At 72.7% G+C, this 26135-nt stretch carries 21 protein-coding genes and 1 tRNA gene; 4 read left to right on the top strand and 18 right to left on the bottom strand.

The window, feature by feature from the left end; genetic code table 11:
• Positions 1–11 precede the first annotated feature (11 nt).
• The 17 genes from ACR9ZK_RS05330 to ACR9ZK_RS05250 form a co-directional block, all read right to left on the bottom strand.
• Complete coding sequence (locus ACR9ZK_RS05330; RefSeq protein WP_481340842.1) at positions 12–1151, bottom strand: branched-chain amino acid ABC transporter substrate-binding protein; 1140 nt, start codon at positions 1149–1151, stop codon at positions 12–14.
• A 142-nt stretch (positions 1152–1293) separates the two neighbouring features.
• On the bottom strand, positions 1294–1905 hold the full coding sequence (locus ACR9ZK_RS05325) for an ANTAR domain-containing response regulator (RefSeq protein ID WP_481340856.1): 612 nt from the start codon (positions 1903–1905) through the stop codon (positions 1294–1296).
• Between the two features lie 185 nt (positions 1906–2090).
• Positions 2091–2173 (bottom strand) — tRNA-Leu (locus ACR9ZK_RS05320).
• An 89-nt stretch (positions 2174–2262) separates the two neighbouring features.
• Positions 2263–3720, bottom strand: coding sequence for a pyruvate kinase (gene pyk / locus ACR9ZK_RS05315; RefSeq protein ID WP_481340841.1), 1458 nt, complete (start codon positions 3718–3720; stop codon positions 2263–2265).
• Between the two features lie 88 nt (positions 3721–3808).
• Positions 3809–5266 (bottom strand): glutamate synthase subunit beta, encoded by a 1458-nt coding sequence (locus ACR9ZK_RS05310; RefSeq protein WP_481340840.1) that lies wholly within the window; start codon positions 5264–5266, stop codon positions 3809–3811.
• Positions 5259–9824 (bottom strand): glutamate synthase large subunit, encoded by a 4566-nt coding sequence (gene gltB / locus ACR9ZK_RS05305; protein WP_481340839.1) that lies wholly within the window; start codon positions 9822–9824, stop codon positions 5259–5261. Before gltB ends, ACR9ZK_RS05310 begins: the two co-directional genes overlap by 8 nt.
• 198 nt (positions 9825–10022) lie before the next feature.
• The gene (gene lgt, locus ACR9ZK_RS05300; RefSeq protein ID WP_481340838.1) at positions 10023–11084 is read right to left on the bottom strand and encodes a prolipoprotein diacylglyceryl transferase; all 1062 of its coding nucleotides are present in this window, start codon (positions 11082–11084) and stop codon (positions 10023–10025) included.
• Positions 11081–11881 carry a tryptophan synthase subunit alpha gene (gene trpA, locus ACR9ZK_RS05295; protein ID WP_481340837.1) on the bottom strand — a complete coding sequence of 267 codons (801 nt, stop codon included), beginning with the start codon at positions 11879–11881 and terminating at the stop codon, positions 11081–11083. Before trpA ends, lgt begins: the two co-directional genes overlap by 4 nt.
• Positions 11878–13185, bottom strand: coding sequence for a tryptophan synthase subunit beta (trpB, locus tag ACR9ZK_RS05290; protein ID WP_481340836.1), 1308 nt, complete (start codon positions 13183–13185; stop codon positions 11878–11880). The genes trpA and trpB overlap by 4 nt, the downstream gene beginning before the upstream one ends.
• Positions 13182–14024 (bottom strand): indole-3-glycerol phosphate synthase TrpC, encoded by an 843-nt coding sequence (gene trpC / locus ACR9ZK_RS05285; RefSeq protein WP_481340835.1) that lies wholly within the window; start codon positions 14022–14024, stop codon positions 13182–13184. Before trpC ends, trpB begins: the two co-directional genes overlap by 4 nt.
• Positions 14025–14029: 5 nt before the next feature.
• Positions 14030–14299: an HGxxPAAW family protein gene (locus ACR9ZK_RS05280; RefSeq protein WP_481340834.1), complete on the bottom strand. Its 270-nt coding sequence runs from the start codon at positions 14297–14299 to the stop codon at positions 14030–14032.
• 79 nt (positions 14300–14378) lie between these two features.
• The gene (locus ACR9ZK_RS05275) at positions 14379–14963 is read right to left on the bottom strand and encodes a Trp biosynthesis-associated membrane protein (RefSeq protein ID WP_481340833.1); all 585 of its coding nucleotides are present in this window, start codon (positions 14961–14963) and stop codon (positions 14379–14381) included.
• Positions 14960–16594, bottom strand: a complete 1635-nt coding sequence (locus tag ACR9ZK_RS05270; protein ID WP_481340832.1) for an anthranilate synthase component I — start codon at positions 16592–16594, stop codon at positions 14960–14962. Before ACR9ZK_RS05270 ends, ACR9ZK_RS05275 begins: the two co-directional genes overlap by 4 nt.
• A 68-nt stretch (positions 16595–16662) precedes the next feature.
• Complete coding sequence (gene hisI, locus ACR9ZK_RS05265) at positions 16663–17070, bottom strand: phosphoribosyl-AMP cyclohydrolase (protein ID WP_481340855.1); 408 nt, start codon at positions 17068–17070, stop codon at positions 16663–16665.
• 250 nt (positions 17071–17320) lie between these two features.
• Positions 17321–19132, bottom strand: coding sequence for an ABC transporter ATP-binding protein (locus ACR9ZK_RS05260; RefSeq protein ID WP_481340831.1), 1812 nt, complete (start codon positions 19130–19132; stop codon positions 17321–17323).
• Positions 19129–21060 (bottom strand): ABC transporter ATP-binding protein, encoded by a 1932-nt coding sequence (locus ACR9ZK_RS05255; protein WP_481340830.1) that lies wholly within the window; start codon positions 21058–21060, stop codon positions 19129–19131. The genes ACR9ZK_RS05260 and ACR9ZK_RS05255 overlap by 4 nt, the downstream gene beginning before the upstream one ends.
• A gap of 112 nt (positions 21061–21172) precedes the next feature.
• Complete coding sequence (locus ACR9ZK_RS05250; RefSeq protein ID WP_481340829.1) at positions 21173–22198, bottom strand: GNAT family N-acetyltransferase; 1026 nt, start codon at positions 22196–22198, stop codon at positions 21173–21175.
• A 76-nt stretch (positions 22199–22274) separates the two neighbouring features.
• Here ACR9ZK_RS05250 and ACR9ZK_RS05245 point away from each other — a divergent pair, with 76 nt between their 5' ends.
• The gene (locus tag ACR9ZK_RS05245) at positions 22275–22916 is read left to right on the top strand and encodes a TIGR03085 family metal-binding protein (RefSeq protein WP_481340828.1); all 642 of its coding nucleotides are present in this window, start codon (positions 22275–22277) and stop codon (positions 22914–22916) included.
• 36 nt (positions 22917–22952) lie between these two features.
• On the opposite strand, the gene hisF is transcribed toward ACR9ZK_RS05245, so the two are convergent.
• On the bottom strand, positions 22953–23726 hold the full coding sequence (gene hisF / locus ACR9ZK_RS05240; RefSeq protein ID WP_481340827.1) for an imidazole glycerol phosphate synthase subunit HisF: 774 nt from the start codon (positions 23724–23726) through the stop codon (positions 22953–22955).
• 54 nt (positions 23727–23780) lie between these two features.
• Here hisF and ACR9ZK_RS05235 point away from each other — a divergent pair, with 54 nt between their 5' ends.
• The 3 genes from ACR9ZK_RS05235 to ACR9ZK_RS05225 all read left to right on the top strand — a co-directional run bounded on the left by ACR9ZK_RS05235 (position 23781) and on the right by ACR9ZK_RS05225 (position 26096).
• Positions 23781–24374, top strand: coding sequence for a uridine kinase family protein (locus tag ACR9ZK_RS05235; RefSeq protein WP_481340826.1), 594 nt, complete (start codon positions 23781–23783; stop codon positions 24372–24374).
• 50 nt (positions 24375–24424) lie between these two features.
• The gene (locus ACR9ZK_RS05230) at positions 24425–25627 is read left to right on the top strand and encodes an MFS transporter (RefSeq protein WP_481340825.1); all 1203 of its coding nucleotides are present in this window, start codon (positions 24425–24427) and stop codon (positions 25625–25627) included.
• A gap of 244 nt (positions 25628–25871) precedes the next feature.
• Positions 25872–26096, top strand: coding sequence for a hypothetical protein (locus ACR9ZK_RS05225; protein WP_481340824.1), 225 nt, complete (start codon positions 25872–25874; stop codon positions 26094–26096).
• Positions 26097–26135 lie beyond the last annotated feature (39 nt).

Here is a 26135-nt window from a genome sequence, read left to right as displayed (position 1 = left end):
TGGCGCCCGTCCTACTTGATCTCTCCCACGGGCGTGAACTTGCCGCCCGAGACCTTGTAGGCGAAGACCTTGATGTCCGAGGACTCGCCCTTGGCGTCGAACTTCAGCTGCTTCGTGACGCCCTTCTTGTCGTAGGACTTGACGAAGTCGACCATGGTCTCGCGGTTCTTCCCGGCCGCGATGCCGTCGAGGAGGATCGTCGCGGCGTCGTAGCCCTCACCCGAGTAGGTGTTGGGGTCCTGGTTGTACTTCGCCTTGTAGGCCTTGGCGAAGTCGGGCGCGATGTCGGCAGGCACGCACGGGCAGGTGACGACGGCGCCGTCGGCCGCGGGGCCGGCGTTGTCGATGAACGACTGGTCCTTGACACCGTCGGCGGCGACGAAGGTGCCCTTCCAGCCGGCGTCGCGCAGCTGCTTGACGAGCGGCGCGGCCTCCGGCGAGTACCCGCCGAAGAAGAGCGCGTCGGCGCCCGAGGACTTCACCTTGGTGACGGAGGCGCTGAAGTCGGTCTGCTTCTGCTGGATGGTGTCGTTGCCGACGACGGCCGAGCCGAGGTCCTGGCGCACGATGTCGGCCAGGCCCTTGCCGTACTCGGAGGCGTCGTCGATGACGAACGGCTTCGCGGCCTTGAGCGTGTCCTTGATGTACTTGGCCGCGGCCGGGCCCTGCGTGGCGTCGTTGCCGAGCACCCGGAAGAAGGTCTTCCAGCCGTTGTCGGCCAGCTTGGGGTTGGTGGCCGACGGCGTGATGGTGACGAGGCCCGCCTCGTTGAAGGCCGGGTCGGCGGCCTTGGACTCACCGGAGAAGGCCGGACCGACGATGCCGACGACCTTCTTGTCGTCGATCGCCTTCTTGGCCAGCGCCGGCGCCTGCGTCGGGTCGCCCTGCGAGTCGTAGTTCTCCAGGGTGACCTTGCAGTCCGCGTGCTTCTTGTTGTAGTCGTCGAGCGCCAGGTTGACGCCGTTCTGGATGTAGATGCCCAGGTTGGCGTTGGGCCCGGTGAGGGCACCGAACATGCCGATCTTCTGGTCGCAAGCCGCCTTGGCCGACCCGCCGCTGCCGGCCGTGGTGTCGCCGCCCTTGGTGCCACAGGCACCGAGAGTCAGCGCCGCGACCGCGACCGGCACGACGAACTTGAGGGTGGAACGCACGGGTGTCCTCCTGATGTCACTCTTCCCTCGTGTGAGGGCTGACACGGAGACTAGGCCCATCCCCTCGGAAGGTCACGGACTCTCGGCGATCGGTGACCGTGTCGTGACCTGCCTTCACGGAGGATCTGCGGCGGTCAGGACGTCACGACGCCGGGAAGCCGTTGATGACGGCCTCGGCGACCTCTTTCATCCCGAGGCGACGGTCCATCGCGGTCTTCTGGATCCACCGGAACGCATCCGACTCGGACAGCTTGAGCTGGGACATGAGCACGCCCTTGGCGCGGTCGACGAGCTTGCGGGTCTCGAGGCGCTCGCCGAGGTCGGCGATCTCGGCCTCGAGGGCCTTGAGCTCCTGCCAGCGGGACGTGGCGATGTCGATGGCCGGGCGCAGGTCGTCGGCCGTGAACGGCTTGACGATGTAGGCCATGACACCGGCGTCCCGGGCCCGCTCGACGAGCTCGGTCTGGGAGAAGGCAGTCAGCATGATGACCGGGCACGCCTTCGTCTCGTGCAGCTGCTCGGCGGCCGAGAGGCCGTCGAGGACCGGCATCTTGACGTCCATGATGACGAGGTCGGGCGCGAGCTCCTTGGCCAGGGTCACGGCCTGCTCGCCGTTGCTGGCCTGGCCGACGACCTCGTAGCCCTGCTCCCCGAGCATCTCGACGAGGTCGAGACGGATCAGCGCCTCGTCCTCGGCGACGAGGATGCGGGTGGTGCCGGACGCCGGAGCCGGGGTGGGTGCCGAAGCCGGCACGTCCTCGGCCGCCGGGGCGGCCTTCGTCGGGCGGGGCTTGGGAGTCGTGCTCTCGTCGGTGCTCTGCTCGCTGGTCACGCGTCACAGCGTAGCCGGGGGCAGGTTTCGCGGACGTTTCGGGCCGGTGGCCGCACGCGCCGGCAGGCAACGGGTGTCACGCGCTGCGAGACGTGCCCGTCGTGCGGTGCCGAGGGCGGGACTCGAACCCGCACGGCCTTGCGGCCAGAGCATTTTGAGTGCCCCGTGTCTGCCATTCCACCACCCCGGCCGGAGTGCCGGGCCAGCATACCGGCGGACGGTCGAGGGCCGGTGTCCGCCATGGCGGGCACCGGCCCTCGGGTGCGTCGACGGACCGGCTCAGCCGGTGACCTCCTCCGGGCGGTACGCGGGCGCCCGACGGTGGACGGCGTCACCGACGCGGTGGACCCGCAGCGCGTTCGTCGAGCCGGGGATGCCGGGGGGCGACCCGGCGACGATGACGACGTGGTCGCCCTCGGGGACACGCCCCTCCGGGATGAGCTTGAGGTCGACCTGCATCGCGAACTGGTCGGTGTGATGCATCCGCGGCACGAGGTAGGTCTCGATGCCCCAGACGAGGGCGAGCTGCGAGCGGACCCGCTGCTCGGAGGTGAAGGTCAGCATCGGCAGGCGCGGGCGCAGTCGTGCCATCCGCTTGGCCGACCCGCCGGTCTCGCTGAAGGTGATGAGGAACCTCGCGTCGACGACCTCGCCGATCTCGACCGCGGCCTTGGTGACGGCTCCCCCGACGGTCTTGGGGTTGGTCTTCATCCGCGCGATCTTGTCGTAGCCGTGCTCCTCGGTGGACTCGATGATCCGGGCCATGGTCCGCACGGCCTCGATGGGCCAGGCGCCCACCGACGTCTCGCCCGAGAGCATGAGCGCGTCGGCACCGTCGAGGACCGCGTTGGCGGCGTCGGAGGCCTCGGCGCGCGTCGGGCGGGGGTTCTCGATCATCGACTCGAGCACCTGCGTCGCGACGATGACCGGCTTGGCCTCGCGCCGGGCCAGCTCGATCGCGGTCTTCTGCACGATCGGGACGTCCTCGAGCGGCATCTCGACGCCGAGGTCACCACGGGCGACCATGATGCCGTCGAACGCCCGGACGATCGCCTCGAGGTTCTCGACGGCCTGCGGCTTCTCGATCTTGGCGATGACGGGCAGGCGGTACCCGAACTCGTCCATGATCGCGTGGACGTCGGCGATGTCGTCGGCCGACCGGACGAACGACAGGGCGATGAGGTCGACGCCCAGGCGCATCGCGAACCGCAGGTCCTCGCGGTCCTTCTCCGACAGGGCCGGGACGCTGACGGCGACACCCGGCAGGTTGATGCCCTTGTTGTTGCTCACCTCGCCCGGCACGACCGTCTCGGCGAGGACGTCGGTGTCGCTGACGTCCACGGCACGCAGCATGACCTTGCCGTCGTCGATGAGCATGAGGTCCCCGGGCTGCACGTCACCGGGCAGGCCCTTGTACGTCGTGCCGACGATGGACTCGTCGCCGACGACGTCACGCGTCGTGATGGTGAAGCGCTGGCCGACGCTCAGGGCGACGGGCCCCTCGCCGAAACGGCCGGTGCGGATCTTCGGACCCTGCAGGTCGACGAGGATGCCGACGGCGCGGCCGGACTCGTCGCTCGCCGCGCGGACGTCGCGGTACACCTGCTCGTGCACGGAGTGGTCGCCGTGCGAGAGGTTGAGGCGGGCCACGTCCATGCCGGCGTCCACGAGGGCGCGCAGCTGCTGGGGCGAGGAGGTCTTGGGTCCGATCGTGCAGACGATCTTGGCGCGGCGCATGGGGCAACCTTAGGGGGGCTGTGACCTGAGTCACCAAGGGGGTTCGCCCCGTGGACGAACCCCCTCGGTGTCGGGTGGGACGGACGGCTCAGACGGCCAGCGGCCGGTCGTCGGGGCCGATCGGACGCGGCAACGAGGACGACCCGGTGAGCCACGCGTCGACGCCTGCGGCGGCCGCGCGACCCTCCGCGATGGCCCAGACGATGAGGGACTGGCCGCGCCCGGCGTCACCGGCGACGAAGACCCCCGGCACCGAGCTCATGAAGGTCTTGTCGCGCCGGACGTTGCTGCGCTCGTCGAGGTCGACGCCGAGCTGCTCGACGACACCGGGCCCCTCCGGGCCGAGGAAGCCCATGGCGAACAGGACCAGCTGGGCCGGGATCTCGCGCTCGGTCCCCGGCTTCGGGGTCAGCCTGCCGTCGACGAGCTCGACCTCGGTGAGGCGCAGCGCGGCGACGTTGCCGTCGTCGTCGCCGACGAACTCGGTCGTGCTGACGGCGTAGATCCGCTCGCCGCCCTCCTCGTGCGCGCTGGCGACGCGGTAGAGCATCGGGTAGGTCGGCCAGGGCTGGTTCGCGGGGCGGTCCTCACCGGGCTGGGGCATGATCTCGAGGCTCGTGACCGACGCAGCCCCCTGGCGGTGCGCCGTGCCGATGCAGTCGGCGCCGGTGTCGCCGCCGCCGATGACGACGACGTGCTTGCCGGTGGCGAGGATCTGGTCGGGCACGTCCTCGCCGAGTGCCGCCCGGTTGCCCTGCGGGAGGTAGTCCATCGCCTGGTGGATGCCGCCGAGCTCGCGCCCGGGCACCGACAGGTCGCGCGGGACCGTCGCGCCGAGGGCGAGGACCACCGCGTCGTACCGGTCCCGCAGCTGCTGGCCCGTGATGTCGGTGCCGACGTCGACGCCGTTGCGGAAGCGGGTGCCCTCGGCCTCCATCTGCGCGAGCCGGCGGTCGAGGACCGACTTCTCCATCTTGAACTCGGGGATGCCGTAGCGCAGCAGGCCGCCGGGCTTGTCGGCGCGCTCGAAGACGGCGACCGTGTGGCCGGCCCGGGTCAGCTGCTGGGCGGCGGCGAGACCCGCAGGGCCCGAGCCGATGACGGCGACGGTCTTGCCGGAGAGCCGCTCGGGCGGCAGCGGCCGCACGAGACCGCTGTCGAAGGCCTGCTCGATGGTCGTGACCTCGACCTGCTTGATGGTCACGGCCGGCTGGTTGATGCCGAGGACGCAGGCCGTCTCGCACGGCGCCGGGCACAGCCGTCCGGTGAACTCGGGGAAGTTGTTCGTGGCGTGGAGGCGCTCGATGGCATCGGACCAGTCACCTCGCCACGCGAGCGTGTTCCACTCCGGGATGAGGTTGCCGAGCGGGCAGCCGGAGTGGCAGAACGGGATGCCGCAGTCCATGCACCGGCCGGCCTGCCGCTGGAGCTGGCTTCGCTCCTGCTCCTCGTAGACCTCCTTCCAGTCCCGGATGCGGACCGGGACCGGGCGGCGGGTCGGCAGCTCGCGCTCGCGCGTCTTGAGAAAGCCCTGGGGGTCAGCCACGGGAAGCCTCCATGATCCGGTCCCACACGTCGGCGCCGTCGGGGTCGAGGCCCTCGGCCTCGGCCTGCGTGCGGACGTCGAGGACACGCTGGTAGTCGCGGGGAAGGACGAGCGTGAAGCGCTCGCGGGCGGTCGCCCAGTCGTCGAGCAGGGCCTGCGCGACCGGCGAGCCGGTCCACCGCACGTGCCCCTCGAGGAGGCCTCGGAGCGTCGTCTCGTCGTCCGGGCGCAGCGGGAACAGGTCGACGAGCTCGCCGTTGACGAGTCGCGGGTCGAGGTCGAGGACGTACGCGACCCCGCCGGACATGCCCGCCGCGAAGTTGCGGCCCGTGGCCCCGAGGACGACGGCGACGCCGCCGGTCATGTACTCGCAGCCGTGGTCGCCGACGCCCTCGACGACGGCGTGGGCCCCGGAGTTGCGGACGCAGAAGCGCTCGCCGACGACACCGCGCAGGAACAGCTCGCCGGTCGTCGCGCCGTAGGCGATGACGTTGCCGGCGATGACGTTCTCCTCGGCGACGAGGCGGGCCTGCGTGTCGGGGCGGACGACGACGCGGCCACCGGACAGGCCCTTGCCGACGTAGTCGTTGGCGTCCCCGAACAGCTGCATCGTGACGCCGGCCGGCAGGAAGGCCCCGAAGGACTGCCCGCCCGATCCGGTCATGGTCAGCTCGATGGTGTTGTCCGGCAGCCCCTTGGGGTGCGCCTTGGTCACGTGGTGGCCGAGCATGGTGCCGACGGTGCGGTTGACGTTGCGGACCGCGATCGACGAGCGGACCTGCTCACCGCTCTCGATGGCCGGCAGGGCCCGGCTCACCAGCTCGTTGTCGAGCGCCTTGTCGAGACCGTGGTCCTGCGCCGTCGACTGGTGCAGCGTGCCACCGGTCGGGTTGTCGGCGACGCTGAGGATCGGCGTGAGGTCGAGGCCCGACGCCTTCCAGTGCGCGACGGCCTTCTCGATGTCGAGGCTGCCGACCTGGCCGACGGCCTCCTCGATCGACCGGAACCCGAGCGCGGCGAGGTGCTCGCGCACCTCCTCGGCGATGTACTCGAAGAACGTCTCGACGAACTCCGGCTTGCCGGTGAAGCGCGCCCGCAGCTCGGGGTTCTGGGTGGCGATGCCGACGGGGCACGTGTCGAGGTGGCAGACGCGCATCATGACGCAGCCGGACACGACGAGCGGGGCGGTGGCGAAGCCGAACTCCTCGGCACCGAGCAGTGCGGCGACGACGACGTCGCGGCCCGTCTTCAGCTGGCCGTCCACCTGCACGACGATGCGGTCCCGCAGGCCGTTGAGCACGAGCGTCTGCTGGGCCTCGGCGAGCCCGAGCTCCCACGGCGCCCCGGCGTGCTTGAGCGACGTGAGCGGCGAGGCACCCGTACCGCCGTCGTGGCCGGAGATGAGCACGACGTCGGCGTGCGCCTTCGAGACGCCCGCGGCAACGGTCCCGACTCCGACCTCGGAGACCAGCTTCACGTGCACCCGTGCGGCGGGGTTGGCGTTCTTGAGGTCGTGGATCAGCTGGGCCAGGTCCTCGATCGAGTAGATGTCGTGGTGCGGCGGCGGTGAGATGAGCCCGACGCCGGGCGTCGAGTGCCGGGTCTGCGCGACCCACGGGTACACCTTGTGACCGGGCAGCTGGCCGCCCTCGCCGGGCTTGGCGCCCTGGGCCATCTTGATCTGGATGTCGTCGGAGTGCGTCAGGTAGAGGCTCGTGACGCCGAAGCGTCCGGAGGCGACCTGCTTGACGGCCGAGCGGCGCTCGGGGTCGAGGAGGCGCTCGTAGTCCTCGCCGCCCTCCCCCGTGTTCGACCGGCCGCCGAGGCGGTTCATCGCGACCGCGAGGGTCTCGTGCGCCTCCTGGGAGATCGAGCCGTAGCTCATGGCGCCGGTGTTGAACCGCTTGACGATCTCGCTGACCGGCTCGACCTCCTCGATCGGCACGGGCAGCCGGCCGGTGACGCCGGTCGGCTTGAAGCCCATGAGGCCACGCAGCGTCATGAGGCGCGTCGTCTGGTCGTCGACGCGGTTCGTGTACTGCTTGAAGACGTCGTAGCGACGCTGGCGCGTCGAGTGCTGGAGGCGGAACACGGTGTCGGGGTCGAACAGGTGCGGCTCGCCCTCGCGGCGCCACTGGTACTCGCCGCCGACGTCGAGGACGCGGTGCGGCTGGTGGACGCCGTCCGGCGGGTAGGCCGTGGCGTGGCGCTCGGCCGCCTCGCGGGCGATGACGTCGAGGCCGACGCCGCCGAGCTGGCTCACGGTGCCGGTGAAGTACCGGTCGACGAGGTCCTGCGACAGGCCGATGGCCTCGAACACCTGCGCGCCGCGGTAGGACGCGACGGTCGAGATCCCCATCTTCGACATGACCTTGAGGACACCCTTGCCGAGGGCCTTGATGAGGTTCCTGACGGCCTTCTCGGGGGTGACGCCCTCGATCTGGCGCGAGCGGACGAGGTCCTCGACGGTCTCCATGGCGAGGTAGGGGTTGACGGCCGCGGCGCCGTAGCCGATGAGCAGCGCGACGTGGTGCACCTCGCGGACGTCACCGGCCTCGACGAGCAGGCCCACCTGGGTGCGGGTCTTCTCGCGGATGAGGTGGTGGTGCACGGCGGCCGTGAGCAGCAGGGACGGGATCGGCGCGAGGTCGCGGCCGGAGTCGCGGTCCGACAGCACGACGAAGCGCGCGCCTCGGGCGATGGCGTGCGACACCTCGGCGAAGATCTCCTCGAGGCGGTCGCGCATGGCACCCGCGCCACCGGTCACGTCGTAGAGGCCGCGCACGACGTGCGTCGCGTAGCCGGGCAGGTCGCCGTCGGCGTTGATGTGCACGATCTTGGCCAGCTCGTCGTTGTCGATGACCGGGAACTCGAGGACGAGCTGGCGGGCGTGCGCCGGCGAGGCCGACAGGGCGTTGCCCTCGGGACCCATGAACGTGCCGAGCGAGGTGACGAGCTCCTCGCGGATGGCATCGAGCGGCGGGTTGGTCACCTGGGCGAACAGCTGGGTGAAGTAGTCGAAGAGCAGCCGTGGCCGCGAGGACAGGACCGCGATCGGGGTGTCGGTGCCCATCGAGCCGAGCGCCTCGGCACCGGTGCGCGCCATGGGCGCGAGCAGCAGGCGCAGCTCCTCGGCCGTGTAGCCGAAGGTCTGCTGCCGCCGGGCCACCGACGCCGCCGTGTGCACGATGTGCTCGCGCTCGGGCAGGTCCTCCAGGCGGATGAGGCCGGCGTGCAGCCACTCGGCGTACGGCTTCGCGGCGGCCAGCTGGGACTTGATCTCGTCGTCGCCGACGATGCGTCCGTGCTCGGTGTCGACGAGGAACATCTTGCCCGGCTGGAGGCGTCCGCGCTGGACGACGTGGGCCGGGTCGAGGTCGAGGACGCCGGTCTCCGAGGCGAGGACGACGAGACCGTCGTCGGTGACGGCGTAGCGCCCCGGGCGCAGGCCGTTGCGGTCGAGCACCGCACCGACGAGCGTCCCGTCGGTGAAGCACACGTTCGCCGGTCCGTCCCACGGCTCCATGAAGCTCGAGTGGAACTCGTAGAAGGCCCGGCGCGCCGGGTCCATCGTCTCGTGGTTCTCCCAGGCCTCCGGGATCATCATGAGGACGGCGTGCGGCAGGGAGCGGCCGCCGAGGTGGAGCAGCTCGAGGACCTCGTCGAAGCTCGCGGAGTCCGACGCGTCGGGCGTGCAGATCGGGAAGAGCCGCTCGAGGTCGCCGGGGATGATGTCGCTCGTCAGGAGGCTCTCGCGGGCGCGCATCCAGTTGCGGTTGCCCTTGACGGTGTTGATCTCACCGTTGTGCGCGATGAGGCGGTACGGGTGCGCGAGCGGCCACGACGGGAACGTGTTCGTCGAGAACCGCGAGTGCACCAGCGCGAGCTCGGTGGCGAAGCGCGGGTCGGACAGGTCGGGGAAGAACGGCTCGAGCTGGCCGGTCGTCAGCATGCCCTTGTAGACGATGGTCCGGGCCGACAGCGACGCGAAGTAGACGTCGACCTCCCGCTCGGCACGCTTGCGCAGGCAGAACGCGAGCCGGTCCAGGCCCAGCGCGACCTGGCGGCCCATGGAGCTGCTGACGAACAGCTGCTCGAAGTGCGGCATGCAGTCGCGGGCGACCTGGCCGACGAGGTCGGCCTCGACGGGGACGTCGCGCCAGCCGAGCACCTTGAGGTTCTCCTGCGCGGCGATCCCCTCGATGCGTGCCTTGGCGGCCGCCCGCTCGTCGGGGTCGCGCGGCAGGAAGGCGATGCCGGCGGCATAGGCACCCGCGTTGGGCAGCGTGAACGGCAGCACGGCACGGAAGAACGCGTCGGGGACCTGCGTCAGGACGCCGGCGCCGTCGCCGACGAGCGGGTCGGCGCCCGTGGCGCCGCGGTGGTCCAGGTTGCGCAGCGCCGTCAGCGCGTGCTCGACGATGTCGTGCCCGGCGCTCCCGCGCATCGTCGCGATGAGGGCGACGCCACAGGCGTCGTGCTCGAACTCGCGGCGGTAGAGACCGGAGTCCTCAGGCTGGGCGCTGAAGAGGTTCCGGGTACGGGTGTGCGGCGACATGTTCACCGTCCTTCTCGAGTACCAAGGAGCGGCGTGGGAGGGCCGCAACGCATGACGAAAGCGTGTGGACGGCGCTGGCCACAGGCTGTGTGGGGAGAGGCTATCGGAGCCGCCCGCCGTCCTACCTGTTGATACACGAGATTTCGGATGGTGAGACGCCGTGCGTGGACGGCGCGTGCCCGGGGGACGAACCGGGCGTCAGCCGCCCGACGCGCGCTCCTTCGGGGCCGACCCGCCGGTGGCGTGGTTTGCCCGGTCGCGGGAGGCCGCTGCCGCAGGATCTTCGGACGCGCCGTCGCCGACCTCCGCCGGTGTGACGTCCACGTCACCGGAGGCACCGGAGTCACCGGGGGCACCAGGGGCGCCGCTCGCGTCGTCCGCGTCGTCCGCGTCGTCCGCGTCGTCCGGGCGCGGCGTCCCGGGCTCGGCCATGCCGCGGAGCCGGAACCACAGCGTGAGGCCGAGGAGGAACACGAGGATCGAGACCCAGGTGTTGACCCGCTGGCCGAGGATGTGGTTGGCCTCGTCGGTGCGCATGTTCTCGATGACGATGCGGCCCACGGGGTAGCCCATGACGTAGGCGGCGAACGTCTGCCCGGCCCGCAGGCTGCGCCGGCGACCCAGCCAGAGCAGGAAGGCCGCGAGGACGAGGCACCAGATGGCCTCGTAGAGGAACGTCGGGTGGAAGAAGCCCTTGACGACCGGCTGCCCCGCGGAGTCGAGCACCGCGTGCCCCGCGCTCGTGTCCCAGTCGTAGATCTTCAGCTTCCACGGCACGTCCGTGGGCGCGCCGTAGATCTCGTTGTTGAACCAGTTGCCGAACCGGCCCATGGCCTGGGCGATCGCGAGCCCGGGTGCCGCGGCGTCCACGAAGTGGCGGAAGCTGACGTCGTGGTGCCGGGCGCCGATCCACGCGCCGAGCGCGCCGAGGGCGACGGCACCCCAGATGCCCAGGCCGCCCTCGTAGATCGCGAAGGCCTTCCACGGGTGGCCGCCGGGTCCGAAGTAGGGCTGCGGCGTCGTGATGAGGTGGTAGATGCGGCCGCCGACGATGCCGAAGGGCACGGCCCACGCGGAGATGTCGATGGCCACGCCCCGCCTGTACCCGAGGGCCGTGAGGCGCCGGGAGGTCAGCCACACGGCCACGACGATGCCCGCGAGGATGCACATGGCGTAGCCGCGGATCGGCAGCGGCCCGAGGTGCCACACCCCCACGGTGGGCGAGGGGATGTAGGCGGGCAGGGAGGCGAGCATGCTCATCGCCGACCCGCCCGGACGCCGTCGGCGAGCTCGCGCGCCAGGGCACCGAGGGCCTCGAGGCCCGCCTCCGGCGAGGTGGCCTCGGTCAGGCAGCGCACGAGCGCCGAGCCGACGATGACGCCGTCGGCGAAGCGTCCGACCTCCGCGGCCTGCTCCCCCGTGGACACGCCGAGACCGACGCAGACCGGCAGGTCGGTGTGCTCGCGGGTCCGCGAGACGAGCGCGTCGGCCTGCGCGCCGACCGAGGACCGGGCACCGGTGACGCCCATGACCGCGGTGGCGTAGACGAACCCCCTGCACGCGGACGTGACGTACGCGAGGCGCTCGGGCGTCGAGCTGGGCGCGACGAGGAAGACCTTGTCGAGGTCCAGGGCATCGGCCGCCGCGAGCCACTCGGACGCCTCGTCCGGGATGAGGTCGGGCGTGATGAGGCCCGCCCCACCGGCGGCAGAGAGGTCGGCGGCGAACCGGTCGACGCCGTAGTGCAGCACCGGGTTCCAGTAGGTCATGACGAGGGCCTGCGCCCCGGCGTCGCTGACCCCGCGGACCGCGGTGAAGACGTCCTTGAGGCGGACGCCGGCCGCGAGGGCCCGGACGGCGGCATCCTGGATGACCGGCCCGTCCATGACCGGATCGCTGTAGGGCACGCCCACCTCGACGACGTCGACGCCGTTCTCGACGAGGACACGCATCGCCTCGACCGAGCCCTCGACGGACGGGAACCCCACGGGGAGGTACCCGACGAGGGCGGCCCGGCCCTCGTCGCGGCAGGCCTGCAGGACGGGTCCGACGCTCACAGCTGCTCCCCCATGCCCTTGGCTCCGTCGTCGTACGTGGCGGCGACGTCGGCGGCGGCGTCGGTGATGACGGTCTGTCCCTCGTCGCCGATGAGGCCGAACCACGCCGCCGCCGTGTGGACGTCCTTGTCGCCCCGGCCGGACAGGTTGACGAGGACGACGGCGTCGGGGCCGAGCTCACGGCCGAGCTGCATCGCACCCGCGAGGGCGTGCGAGCTCTCGATGGCCGGCAGGATGCCCTCGGTCTGCGCGAGCAGCCGGAAGGCCTCCATGGCCTCGTCATCGGTGATCGGTCGGTACTCGGCGCGGCCGGAGCGCAGCAGGTGCGCGTGCTCGGGGCCGACGCTCGGGTAGTCGAGGCCCGCCGAGACGCTGTGCGACTCGATGGTCTGGCCGTCGTCGTCCTGCAGCACGTAGGTGAAGGCGCCGTGCAGGACGCCGGGCGTGCCGGCCGAGAACCGCGCCGCGTGCTTGCCCGACGCGATGCCGGAGCCGCCGGCCTCGAGGCCGACGAGACGGACGGACGCGTCGTCGATGAACCGGTGGAAGATGCCCATGGCGTTCGAGCCGCCGCCGACGCACGCGCACACGACGTCGGGCAGGCGCCCGACGAGGTCGAGGACCTGTTGGCGGGCCTCGACGCCGATGATGCGGTGGAAGTCGCGGACCATCTCGGGGAAGGGGTGCGGACCGGTGACCGTGCCGAGGACGTAGTGCGTCGTCTCGACGTTGGTCACCCAGTCGCGGAAGGCCTCGTTGACGGCGTCCTTGAGCGTCTTGCTGCCGTGGTCGACGGCCACGACGGTGGCCCCGAGCAGCTGCATCCGGGCGACGTTGAGCGCCTGGCGTTCGGTGTCCTTGCGGCCCATGTACACGACGCACTCCAGGCCGAGCAGGGCCGCCGCCGTGGCCGTTGCGACACCGTGCTGGCCGGCGCCGGTCTCGGCGATGACACGCGTCTTGCCCATGCGCCTGGTCAGCAGCGCCTGGCCGAGCACGTTGTTGATCTTGTGCGAACCGGTGTGGTTGAGATCCTCGCGCTTGAGGATGACCCGGGCGCCACCGCACTGCTCGGCGAACCGCGGCACCTCGGTGACGATGCTCGGTCGACCCGTGTAGGTGCGGTGCAGCCGCTCGAGCTCACCGACGAACTCGGGGTCGACGACGGCCTTGCGCCACACCTCCTCGAGCTGCTCCAGCGCCGGGATCAGCGCCTCGGGGACGTATCGCCCGCCGAACTCGCCGAAGCGGCCGTGCGGTGCGCCCGGCTGGGGTGCGGGTGCTGGTGCGGGTGCTGCGGTCATGCCCTCTCCCTGACGCCGGCGCGGGCGGCGGGCGCGCCGGCGGTGCGCGCGGCCGCGGCCGCGTCCATGAACGAACGGACGGCGGCCGCGGGGTCGCCGTCCTTGACGAGCGCCTCGCCGACGAGCACGGCGTCGGCTCCGGCGCGGACGTAGGCCGCGACGTCCGCGGGGCCCGCGACGCCGGACTCGGCGACGGCGAGCACCCCGGTCGGGATGCGCGGCAGGAGGTCGGTCACCGTGCGTCGGTCGACCTCGAGCGTCTTGAGGTTGCGGGCGTTGACGCCGACGAGGACCGCGTCGGCGGCGAGCGCGCGCTCGAGCTCGTCGGCGTCGTGCACCTCGACGAGGCAGGTCATGCCGAGCTCGGTGGCCTGGTCGCCGAGGTCGCGCAACTGCGCGTCGTCGAGGGCCGCCACGATGAGCAGGACGAGGTCCGCGCCGTGGGCGCGGGCCTCGGTCACCTGGTAGGCGTCGACCATGAAGTCCTTGCGCAGCAAGGGGGCCCGCACGGCCCGGCGTACGTCGTCGAGGTCGGCGAGGGTGCCGCCGAAGCGACGCTCCTCGGTGAGGACGCTGATGGCTGCCGCCCCGCCGGCGGCGTAGGCCGAGGCGATACGCCCCGGCTCGGGGATCTGCGCGAGCGCGCCCTTGCTCGGGCTCGACCGCTTGACCTCGGCGATGACCGCGACGCCACGGGCGGAACGGAGGCCGGGCAGCGGGTCGAGGGCCGGCGCGACGTCGGCCACCCGGCGCTCGAGCTCGGCGAGGGGCGTCGCGGCACGGCGACGCCCGAGATCCTCGCGGACGCCGCTGATGATCCCGTCGAGAACCGTCGCCACGGTGCTCAGCTCTGGCCGCGGGTCTTGCTGCCGACCTCGTCGGGCGCGTCGACGAACGTGCCGGCCTGCGCGTGGTGCGACGAGGCGCCGTAGCCGGCCATGGACAGGACCTTGCCGGCGACCGCGCCGAGCACGATGACGACCCCACCGACGACGCTGACCGGCACGTTCGACACGACGATGCCGACCGACGTGATGGCCGAGCCGAGCAGGATGATGCCGACCGCCGTCCACGCGGCGACGCTGTGTCCGTGGTCCTCGTGCTGCTCTTCCATGGCGTCCTCTCTCGTCGCGTCGGCCGGGGTCCGGTGGGCCGACCCCGACATTCTGTCAGGTCTTCGGGCGGGTCCTCGGTCAGGTCTCGTCGGGACGGTCGCGCAGCGTGGGGTCGCCGCCGTCCGTGAGCTCGTCCCAGGCCGTGCGCACCTCGCCCCGGGGGCCGCTGTCGGCGCGTCCGCCACGCTCGTAGCGACCCGAGAGGCCCGCCCAGGCGCGGCTCGAGACCGCGGTGGCGGCGCACCCCAGGACCAGGGCCACCGCGACGACGAGCGCGACCCAGGCCCACGGCGTCGTCGACCCGGTGGCGTCGGGCGCCGTCGTACGTGCCAGCTCGCGGGCGACCGCCCCAGCCACGGCATCGACCGGGCGGAGTGCGACGAGCACGGTGAAGAGCGCTGCGCCGAGCGAGGCCAGGACCATGGCGACCGATGCGACGGCCCGGATGAGGCGGCCACCGGTCATGAGGCCGAGGAGCGCGACGGCGCACACGACGGCGAGGCCCGGGATGCCGGGCGCGGCCTGGGCGCCCGTGACCTCGGTGACGCCGTGGGCCAGGACGTCGCGGGCCTCGCCGCGGGCCCAGGGCAGGGTGGAGAGGCCGGCCAGGGCCCCTGCCGGCCCGAGGACGGCGAGCGCGGCGAGCCGCTTCGACAGCGTCATGGGTGCCCTGCCGCGTCGGCCGGACGCGCGTCGGGTCGGTGGTCGGGGTGCCGGTCGGGGGCGTCGTCGCCGACACCTCGCAGACCCGCCGCCGCGGCGACGGCACGCAGGGCGGCCGCCGCCTTGTTCACCGTCTCCTCGTACTCGAGGTGGGGAACCGAGTCCGCGACGATCCCCGCGCCGGCCTGCACGTGCGCGCGGCCGTCCTTGATGAGGGCGGTGCGGATGGCGATGGCCATGTCGAGGTCGCCGGCGAAGTCGAGGTAGCCGACGACCCCGCCGTAGAGGCCGCGGCGCAGGCCCTCGTAGCCGTCGATGAGGGCCATGGCCCGCGGCTTCGGCGCCCCGCTGAGCGTCCCGGCCGGGAACGTCGCGACGAGGGCGTCGTAGGCGCTCTGGTCCTCGCGCAGGTCGCCGACGACGGTGGACTCGATGTGCATGATGTGGCTGTAGCGGCGGATCGACATGAAGTCGACGGTGTCGACCGTGCCGGCCCGGCAGATGCGTTGGAGGTCGTTTCGGGCGAGGTCGACGAGCATGAGGTGCTCGGCCCGCTCCTTGGCATCCGCCAGCAGCTCCTCGGCCAGGTGGGCGTCGTGGTCCGGCCCCTTGCCACGGGGGCGCGACCCCGCGATGGGGTGCGTGATCGCCTGGCGGCCGGTGACCTTGATGAGGGCCTCGGGGCTGGACCCGACGACGTCGTAGACCGACCCGTCCGGGTGCGGCAGGCGCAGCAGGTACATGTAGGGGCTCGGGTTGCTGACGCGCAGCGCCCGGTACACGTCGAGGGCGTCGGCCGGGCACGGCACGCTGAACCGCTGCGACACGACGATCTGGAAGGCCTCACCGGCCCGGATCGCCTCCTTGGCCTCCTCGACCATCGCCTCGAACTGCGGCTGGCTGTGACTGCTCGAGCGGACGAGGTCGACCGGCTCGATCGTCGAGACGGTGCTCGGCGCGGGCTGCGCGAGCAGCTCGGCCATCCGGTCGAGCCGGGCGACCGCGTCGGCCCAGGCCTCCTCGATCCGCTCGTCCGTGGCGTCGTGGTTGACCGCGTTGGCCACGAGCAGCAGGGAGCCGTCGCTGTGGTCGAAGACGGCGAGGTCGGTGGCGAGCATCATGGCGAGCTCGGGCAGGTCGAGCTCGTCGCGGCCGCCGTCGGGCACGGCCTCCCACCGGCGCACGGCGTCGTAGGTGACGGCGCCGACGAGGCCTCCGGTCAGCGGGGGCAGCCCGGGGATGCGCGGCGTGGCCAGGGCCGCGACCGTGTCGCGGACGGCGGCGGTGGGGTCGCCCGACGTCGGCACGCCGACGGGCGGCTCGCCGATCCAGTGCGCCTGTCCCCCGTGCTCGGTCAGCGTCGCGGCGCTCCGCGCGCCGACGATGGAGTAGCGCGACCAGACACCGCCGTGCTCGGCCGACTCGAGCAGGAAGGTGCCCGGGGCGTCGGCCGCGAGCTTGCGGTAGACGCCGACGGGGGTCTCGGCGTCGGCGAGGACCCGGCGCACGACGGGGATGACCCGGCGGTGCTCGAGGGCCAGCTCGGTGAAGACCGGCAGGCTCGGCCACGTGCGGCCCCACGCGAGGTCGGCGTGCGGGGCGGGCGCGAGCGGGGCGGTCGTGTCAGGCACCGGCCCATTCTGGCCCACGGCCTGCGGTCCTCGTCCCGCACCTCACCCAGCGGACGCCGTCCGGCAGGTCAGGCGTCGCCGACGACGACGGGCAGCACCCGGGCGTCGAAGCACGTGCGGTCACCGGTGTGGCAGGCGGCGCCGACCTGGTCGACCGTGACGAGGAGCGCGTCGCCGTCGCAGTCGAGCCGCACGCCCTTGACCCACTGGACGTGGCCGCTCGTGTCGCCCTTGCGCCAGTACTCCCGACGGCTGCGCGACCAGAACGTGACCCGGCCCTCGGTCAGGGTGCGCCGCAGGGCCTCGTCGTCCATCCAGCCGACCATGAGCACGTCGCGGGTGTCGTGCTGCTGCACCACCGCCGCGACGAGGCCGCGCTCGTCACGCTTGAGCAGCGCGGCGATCGTCGGGTCGAGCTGCGTCGGGTCAGGGGTCACGTCGGTGGTCGGGTCGGTGGTCGGGTCGGTCGCGTCCATCACCCCGACATTCTGGCTCCCCCGGCACCGAACGAGTCGTTCGGTCTCGAACGCGGTGGTGCACCGGCCAGCTCGGCACCCACCGCCGCCCTCGGCACCGAACGAGTCGTTCGGTCTCGAAAGCGGTGGTGCACCGGTCAGTTCGGGACTTACCGCCGCCCTCGGCACCGAACGAGTCGTTCGGTCTCGAAAGCGGTGGTGCACCGGGCAGTTCGAGACCGAACGACTCGTTCGGTCCGGGAAGCCGGGGTCAGACGGCTTGTTGTTGGGCGACCCAGGAGGCGTGCAGCCGGCTGTAGACGCCGCCGAGGGTGACCAGCTCGCTGTGGTGGCCGCGCTCGACGATGCGGCCGGCGTCGACGACGACGACCTCGTCGGCGTTCTCGGCGGTCGAGAGCCGGTGCGCGATGGCGATCGAGGTGCGGCCGCGCGTCAGCGAGTCGAGCGCCCGCTGGAGCCGCACCTCGGTGTGCGGGTCGACGGCCGAGGTGGCCTCGTCGAGGACGAGAAGGTCGGGGTCGGCCAGGTAGGCGCGCGCGAGCGCGACGAGCTGCCGCTCCCCCGCCGACAGGGACTCGCCGCGCTGGCCGACGTCGGTGGCCAGGCCCAGCGGTAGCGTCTCGACCCAGCCGTCGAGACCGAGCTCGGCGAGGGTCTCGCGCACCTGCTCCGGCGTGGCCTCCGGCCGGCCGAACCGGATGTTGTCGAGGAGCGTGCCGTCGAAGAGGAACCCCTCCTGCGGCACGAGGACGACTCGCGACCGCAGCGACGAGAAGCGGATGCGGTGCAGCTCGGTGCCGTCGAGCAGCACCCGGCCGTCGGTCGGGTCCATGAGGCGCGTCAGCAGCTTGGCGAGCGTCGACTTGCCCGACCCGGTCTCCCCGACGATGGCGACGCGGCTGCGCGGGGCGATGGTCAGGTCGACGTCGTGGAGCACGGGTTCGCCTCCCGGATAGGCGAACCCGACGCCGCTGAACTGCACGGTGATGGGGCCTCGGGGCAGCTCGACGCCGTCGTCGGCGGGGTCGGACACGTCGGCCGGCGTGTCGATGATGCCGATGACGCGGCGCCAGCCGGCCACGGCGTTCTGCATCTCGTTGAGGATCTCGGTGGCCTGCTGCACCGGCATCGTGAAGAGGTTGACGAGGAAGAGGAACGCGAGCAGCTCGCCGAGGGTGAGGCGCCCGTCGACCGCGAGGACGGTGCCGACGACGAGGACGACCGCGGTCGTCAGCCCCGAGACGAGTTGGCCCGAGGTGAAGGCGATGACCGCCCGTGCCTGCGCTCCGATGGCAGCCCTGCGGTGCCCCTCGATGGCGGCGTCGATGCGCGCCTCGGTGCGCGCCTCGACGCCGTACGCGCGGATCGCCTGCGCGCCGACGACGGCCTCCGAGACGGCGCCGAGCATGTCGCCGACGCGTTCACGCACCCGCGTGTAGGCGCGTCCGACGATGCCCTGGAAGGTGCGGATGATGACGAACAGGGGCACGAAGCACAGCCACACGACGAGGGCGAGCAGGGGGCTGTAGACGACCATGAGCACGGTCGCGAGCGAGATCTGCGCGACGTTGACCATGAGCATGAGGCCGCCGAACTGCACGAACATCGAGATGGTGTCGACGTCGCTCGTCACCCGCGAGACCAGAGAACCGCGGCGCTCAGTGTTCTGCGTCAGCATCGCGAGGTCGTGGATGTGGCGGAAGGCCTTGAGCCGCAAGGTGGCCAGGCCGCCTTCGGAGGCCCGGAAGAGCCGGACGTTGACGAGATAGGCCGACAGGGCCGTGACGACGACGCCGACGAGCGCGACCGCGATCCAGAAGCCGACGACGCCGGTGTCGGGCCCGCCACGGGCCAGGATGCCGTCGTCGGTGATGCGCTGGACGACGAACGGCACGAGGACGCGTCCGACGGTCGACAGCACGGCGAGCGCCATGGTGACCCCGATGCCGCGTCGCAGCTCGGGCGACAGCTGGAGCCCCCGCCGGAGGGTCTCGCCGGTGGTCAGCTCGTGACCCGTCGCGATGCCGTGGTGCTCCACCGGCGCCTGCGAACGGAGGCTCATCGGACCGCCTCCCGCTCGTCGCCGCGTCCGTCGGGCCGCTCGGCGTCCTCGAGGTCGTACCCGTCGAGGTCGTACTCGTCGAGGTCCTCACCGCCCGCCTCGGCGGCGAGCGCCGCGCGTTCGGCCGCCTCGCGGGCGTAGGCCGTGACGAGCCGCTCGTACCCGGCGCACCGACGCATCAGCTCGTCGTGGCGGCCGTGGTCGACGACGCGCCCGGCCTCGACGTAGACGACCTGGTCCGCGAGCAGGATCGTGGCCATCCGGTAGGCCACGACGAGGACGGTCGTTCCCGAGCTGGCCTCGCGGAGCCGCGCCAGGATGGCCTGCTCGACACTGGGGTCGACGGCGGACGTCGCGTCGTCGAGGACCAGCAGCTGCGGCTCGCGGACCACCGCACGGGCCAAGGCGATCCGCTGGCGCTGACCGCCGGACAAGCTGGCACCGCGCTCGCCGACCCGCGTGTCGAGGGCGTCGGGCAGCCGCTCGACGAAGCCCGCGCCCTGGGCCACGTTGAGGGCGTGCCAGACCGCCTCGTCGTCGTGGTCGCCGCCGAGAGTGACGTTGCCGCGGACGGAGTCGTCGAACATGAAGGTCTGCTGGGCGACGAGGGCGGCGACGTCGCTGACGCCGCCCTTGCGCACCTCGCGCAGGTCGACGCCGTCGAGCAGGACGGCTCCGCTGTCGGGGTCGACGAGGCGCAGGACGAGGTTGGTCAGCGTCGTCTTGCCGCTGCCCGTCGGTCCGACGACGGCGACGGTCGAGCCGGGCGCGAGGTCGAGGGTGACGTCGACGACGGCCGGGTTGAGGTCGGTGCCGCCGTCCTCGGTCTCGATCTCGTAGGCGTAGGCGAGGCCGTCGGCCTGCAGGTGGCTCGAACGGCCCTTCGGTAGCTCGCGGGTGCCGTAGGTCATGCCGCCCGTGGCCTCGAGCACCGCCTCGATGCGACGCCACCCGACGACGGCTCGCGGCAGCTCGGCCAGGACCCAGCCGAGCGCTCGCACCGGGAAGGCGAGGATCGAGAAGAGGTAGGCGATCTGCACGACCTGGGCGGCGGACAGGTAGCCGCTGCGGACGCGCAGCGTGCCGACGAGCAGCACGGCGAGCGTCCCGAGGGTCGGGATCGCCTCGATGGCCGGGTCGAAGCGCCCGCGGGTACGCCCGACCTCGACGTTGGCGTCGCGCAGCTCGTGCGTGACGGCCGCGAACCGCTCGGCCTCGTGGTCCTCGCGGCCGAGCGACTTGACGACGAGCGCGGCCTCGAAGCTCTCGTGGGCCACCTCCGACACGTCCGCGCGCAGCTGCTGCGCCCGGGTGACGCGCGGCGACATCGCTCGCTGGAACGCGACGTTGGCCGCGAAGAGCATGGGGAACACGGTGAGTCCGACGAGCGCGAGCCACGGGTCGATGACGGTCATCTGGACGATGCCGAACACCAGCATGACGACGACGCCGAGTGCCATCGGCAGCGGAGCGAAGATGTTCCACGTCGCCTCGACGTCGGCGTTGGCGTTGGAGAGCAGCTGCCCGGACGGGTGCCGGTGGTGCCAGGCGAGGGGCAGCCGCAGGTACTGCCGGGTGACCCGCTGCCTGTACATCGCCCCGAGGTTGAACATGGCGATGCCGCCGGCGAGGCGGCGGCCGATGACACCGACGACGTTGACGAGGACGACGAGGGCGAGGACGCCGCCGATGGTCCACAGCTGCGCGGCGGTGACCTGCCGGGCCGCGATGGCGGGCGTGACCGAGTGGTCGACGACCCAGCCGATGGCCCACGCGGTGAGGCCGGTCATGACGCCGTACACGACGCTGCCGAGGACCGCGAGGGCGAACCACCGGGGTTGGTCCCTGATGCCGCGGCCGATGACGCCGAACCCCTCGCGCAGGGTGGAGGTGCCGCCGCGAGCACGCGGGGTCGATGGGCCGTTCACGGTGTGGCGCTCCCCTGTCGTCGGGCCGGTGTGGCCGGTGTGGCCGGTCGGGCCGCTGCTGCCGGCTGGTCGTGGCCGCCCCGGCACGGCGGCCCGCCGACTTCCCACCTTCTCACGCATCGGTGACGACGCCGGTTCGAGGACGCGTCCACAGCCACTCGGCGTCGGCGGCCGTGCCGTCGGCGGGGGTGCGGCGGAAGCCGAGGCGGGCGAGGACGCGGTGGCTCGCGGCGTTGTCGGGCGCGGTGCGCGCGACGACGGCGAGCCCCGCGGCGTCGAGCGCACGGCACATCGTGCCCAGCACGTCGGTCATGAGCCCGCCGCCGCGGGCTTCGGGGACGAGGCCGTAGCCGACCTCGACGACACCGTCGACGGGCGGGCCGAAGCAGCCGATCGTGCCGACCGTCAGGCCGTCCGACCGGCGCACGACGTGGCGCGGCGACCACGCGTCGGGCCGGTCGAGCATGCCGACGGCGTCGAGGTCGTCCTGACGCGGGTAGCCGGGCGCCCACGTCGGCCGGCGCTCGCCGCGTCGCATGGCGTCGGCGTCCTCCCGCGTCACGGGGACCAGGCGCGCCCACCGGGTCTCGAGAGGGTCGGGCCCGATCGGGTCCGCGGGGGCACCGGTGGCCACCCAGTAGCGGCGGTGCCCGTCGACGGTCTGCTCGAGGTAGCCGCCGCACGACTCGACGGTGCGCGCGGACCCGACGTTGTCGTCGTCGCACGTGACGAGGACCGGGTCGATCCCCCGGGCGGCGGCCATCGCGAGCGCGAGCCGCAGCGCCGCCGTGGCGATGCCGCGTCGCCGCGCGAAGGGCGCGACGGCGTACCCGATGTGCCCGCCCTCGACGAGCAGCGCCGGGGTGAGTGCGTGCCGCAGCGCGACGGTCCCGACGACCCGCCCGTCCTCGACGACCCAGCGGTAGGACGACGCGACGCGTCCCTCGGGCAGCGCGAGGTCGGTGCGCTCCATGCGGCCGAGCCAGTCGACCCACAGGGCGAACACGGCGGGCTCGGCGAGCCGCGCGCGGTCGGTGTGCCGGTAGCCGGAGCCGTGGACGGTCTCGCCCTCGAAGGCGTCGACGAGCTCCCACCACGAGGCGGCGAGGTCGGTGGTGGGGCGCACGAGCTCGATCACCAGACGACCCTAGGCAGACCGTCGTGCCGGGGGCCACCGGGTTTGCCGACGCGTCGCGCCTGAGAGGATGGGCGCCATGACGCGCCACGCCCGGACCGAACGGCTCCAGCTCTGTGACACGCTCGACCGGCTCGGCCCGGACGCACCCACCCTGTGCGAGGGCTGGGCCACCCGCGACCTCGCGGCGCACCTCGTCATCCGCGAGCACCGCCCGGACCTGCAGGCCGGCGTCTACGTGCCGTTCCTGGCCGACCGCCTCCAGCGCGAGCAGCGCGCCCTGGCCGACGGCGACTACCCCGGCCTCGTCGCCCGGGTGCGGGCCGGTGCACCGGCCTGGAACCCGATGCATCTCGGCGTGGTCGACGAGCTGACGAACACCGTCGAGTACGTCGTGCACCACGAGGACGTGCGCCGCGCCCAGCTGGACTGGGCGCCGCGCGAGCTGTCCGCCGACCTCGAGGCCGCGCTCTGGGGCGCGCTGCGCCGCACCGCGCGCCTGATGTTCCGCAAGGCACCGACCGGCATCGTGCTCGTCGCGCCGGGCCGCGGCCGGCACTCCGCCAAGCTCCCCGACGCGCACGGCACCGTCGTCCTGCGCGGCGCGCCGCTCGAGCTGCTCCTGTTCGCCTACGGCCGCCAGGACGTCGCCCAGGTCGAGGCCTCGGGGGACGCCGACGACATCGCCGCCCTGCAGGGCGCCCACCTCGGCATCGCCTGACGAGCACCCGACCGCACGGGATCCCCGCGCACGCCGCTACCGGACGGTGACCCCGGCCTCGCGGAGGGCGTCCTTGACCTGGCCCACGGTCAGCTCGCCGAAGTGGAAGACGCTCGCGGCGAGGACGGCGTCGGCGCCGGCCCGGACGGCGGGTGCGAAGTGCTCGAGGCGGCCGGCTCCCCCGCTCGCGATGACCGGCACGGAGACCTCGGCGCGGACGCGACGGATCAGCTCGAGGTCGAAGCCGTCCTTGGTGCCGTCGGCGTCCATCGAGTTGAGGAGGATCTCGCCGGCGCCGAGCTCGGCGGCCCGGGCGCACCACTCGACGGCGTCGAGGTCGACCGGGGTGCGGCCGCCGTGGGTCGTCATGACGAAGTCGTCGGTGGGTCGGCCGTCGTCACCGAGCCGGCGCCGGACGTCGGCCGACAGGACGAGCACCTGCGCGCCGAAGCGCCAGGCGATCTCGGAGATGAGCTCGGGTCGGGCGATGGCGGCGGTGTTGACCCCGACCTTGTCCGCCCCGGCCCGCAGCAGCCGGTCGACGTCGTCGACGGCGCGCACACCCCCACCCACCGTGAGCGGGATGAAGACCTGCTCGGCCGTGCGCCGGACGACGTCGTAGGTGGTCTCGCGGTTGCCGCTGCTCGCCGTGACGTCGAGGAAGGTCAGCTCGTCGACGCCCTGGGCGTCGTAGACCTTCGCCAGCTCCACGGGGTCGCCGGCGTCGCGGAGGTTCTCGAAGTTGACACCCTTGACGACGCGCCCGGCGTCGACGTCGAGACAGGCGATGACGCGGGTGGCGACGGGCATGCGCCAAGGCTAGGGCAGGCGGGTGCGCCGCCGGCGGTCGGTATCGTCGCCGCCATGTGGGACGACGTCGCGACGCCGCCGCGCCCCGAGGACGTGGAGGCCGTCGTCTCCCGCACGCTCGCGGCAGCGCCGCGCTGCGGCGACACCGTCGTCGTGGCCGTCGACGGGCACAGCGGCGCGGGCAAGACGACGCTGGCCCGCGGCATCCGCGACGCCCTGACCGCCGCCGGCGTCACCGGCGTCGGGCTCCTGCACCTGGACGAGATCTACCCCGGTTGGGACGGCCTGGCCGCGGCGCCGGGCCTGCTGGCCGAGCAGGTCCTCGCCCCGCTGTCGCGCGGTGAGCCCGCGGCGTACCGACGCTGGAGCTGGGTCCGGCAGACGTGGGCGGGCACCCGCGAGGTGGCGCCATGCCGGGTCCTCGTCGTCGAGGGCTGCGGCAGCAGCGTCGGACCGGCGCGGCCGTTCGTGGCCGTCGCGGTCTTCCTCGACGCCGACCGGGACCTGCGCCGCGCCCGGGGCCTGGCCCGCGACGGCGACGCGTACGAGCCGCACTGGGAGCGCTGGGCCCGGCAGGAGGCGGCGCTCTTCGCGTCGGACCGCACGAGGGAGCGCGCGGACCTCGTCATCGACACCTCTAGTCTCTGAGGCATGGACCGGATCGAGACGCGGCCGCACGCGCTGCACGGCACGACGGGATGAGCGCCCGCACCGCCCGCACCGCCATCCGTCCCCTTCCACCCGTCTGGGTCATGGCCGTCGCGCTCGTCGCCGTCGCCGCGAACCTGCGCATCGCCATCACCAGCGTTCCGCCCCTGCTCGACAGCATCTCGGCCGACCTGCACCTGTCGCACGCGGCCGCCGGTGCGCTGACGACGCTGCCCGTCCTGTGCATGGGCGTGTTCGCGCCCGTCGCGAGCCGGCTGGCCCACCGGCTCGGCGCCGTGGCCGCTGTCCTGGCCGCGGTGGGGAGCATCCTCGTCGGCACGGTGAGCCGCCTCGCCGGCGACCACGGCGTCGTGCTGTACGCCGGCACCTTCCTCGCCGGGGTCGGCATCGCGGTCGCCGGCACCCTCCTGCCGCGGCTCGTCAAGACGTTCTTCCCGCCCGAACGGGTCGGGCTGGTGACCGGCCTCTACATGCTCGCCATGATGGGCGGCGCCGCGGTGAGCTCGGCGCTGTCGGTGCCGCTGGCCGACCGGCTCGGCTCGTGGCAGGCCTCCCTCGGGTCCTGGTCGGTCGTCGCCCTCGTCGGCGGGCTCGCGTGGGCGCCGTTCACGCGGCGGGCCAACCCGCACCACACGACGGGCGAGGAGGGCGCCGGACGCCTGCCGTGGCGCAGCCGCACCGCGTGGCTCGTCGCGCTCTACCTCGCGCTGCAGTCGTGGTGCTTCTACTCCGCCATCACGTGGCTCGCGCCGACGTACGTCGAGCAGGGATGGTCACGCGCCTCCGCGGGGTACCTCGCCGCCGCGTTCAGCGCCGCCCAGATCGTCTCCGGTCTCGTGGGGCCGCTCCTCAGCGACCGGACCCGCGACATGCGCCGGCTGCTCCTGCCGTCGGCCGTCCTCGGCGTGGTCGGCAGCCTCGGCGTCTCCTTCGCGCCGCTCGCCGCTCCGTGGCTCTGGGCCCTCGTCACCGGGCTCGGGCAGGGCGCCGCGTTCTCGCTCGCACTCGTCCTGCTCGTCCGGTACGCCGTGACGCCGGACGCCAGTGGCCGCCTCACCGGGATGGCCTTCCTCGTCTCCTACGGCCTCGCCTCGGTCGGGCCGCTCGCCATGGGCCTGGTCCGCGACGTCTCGGGTGGGCTGTCGCCCGTCTGGCTCGTCCTCGGCGTCATCGGCGTCGTCCAGGGTCTCGTCGTCCTCCTCCTGCGGCCGGACCTGCGCCGGGTGGGCTGACCGGCCCGTCGGCGCCCGTCCCGTCGGGGCGTGGACACGCGTGTGACGGGTGTGTCCTCTGCGCATCCGTGCGCGCGGCTGCGGCGAATCCTGTCAATTCGGACGAAACCGCTCACATCCTCCCGATCGGCATCGCACACTGCTGTGCGGCCGGTCTCGTGACCTGTCCCCCGCTCGGGCGAGACGGCATCCCTCCACGAAGGACAGCGACGTTCGACGACCCTGACTTCCGAGGAGACGACCGATGCCCCTCCACCCCACCACGTCCGGCCCCGCCGCCGGCCCACGACGTCCCCGGACGCGTCGCGCGAGCCGCCTGCTCGCCGCCGCGGTCTCGGTGGCCGCCGCCGCGACCCTGCTACCGGCCACTGCCGCGGGCGCCGCCGTGGCGCCGGCCGCAGTCGGTCTCGCGGGCATGGCCCTGTCTCTTATACACATCTCCGAGCCCACGAGACGGAGCTACATCTAGTGTGTGGGTTTCTGTTTTAGGAGGGGGGGGGGGGGGGGG

The sequence above is a fragment of the Monashia sp. HAY1-5C genome, from assembly GCF_056755255.1.
This window is presented reverse-complemented; position numbering and strand designations above follow the sequence as displayed.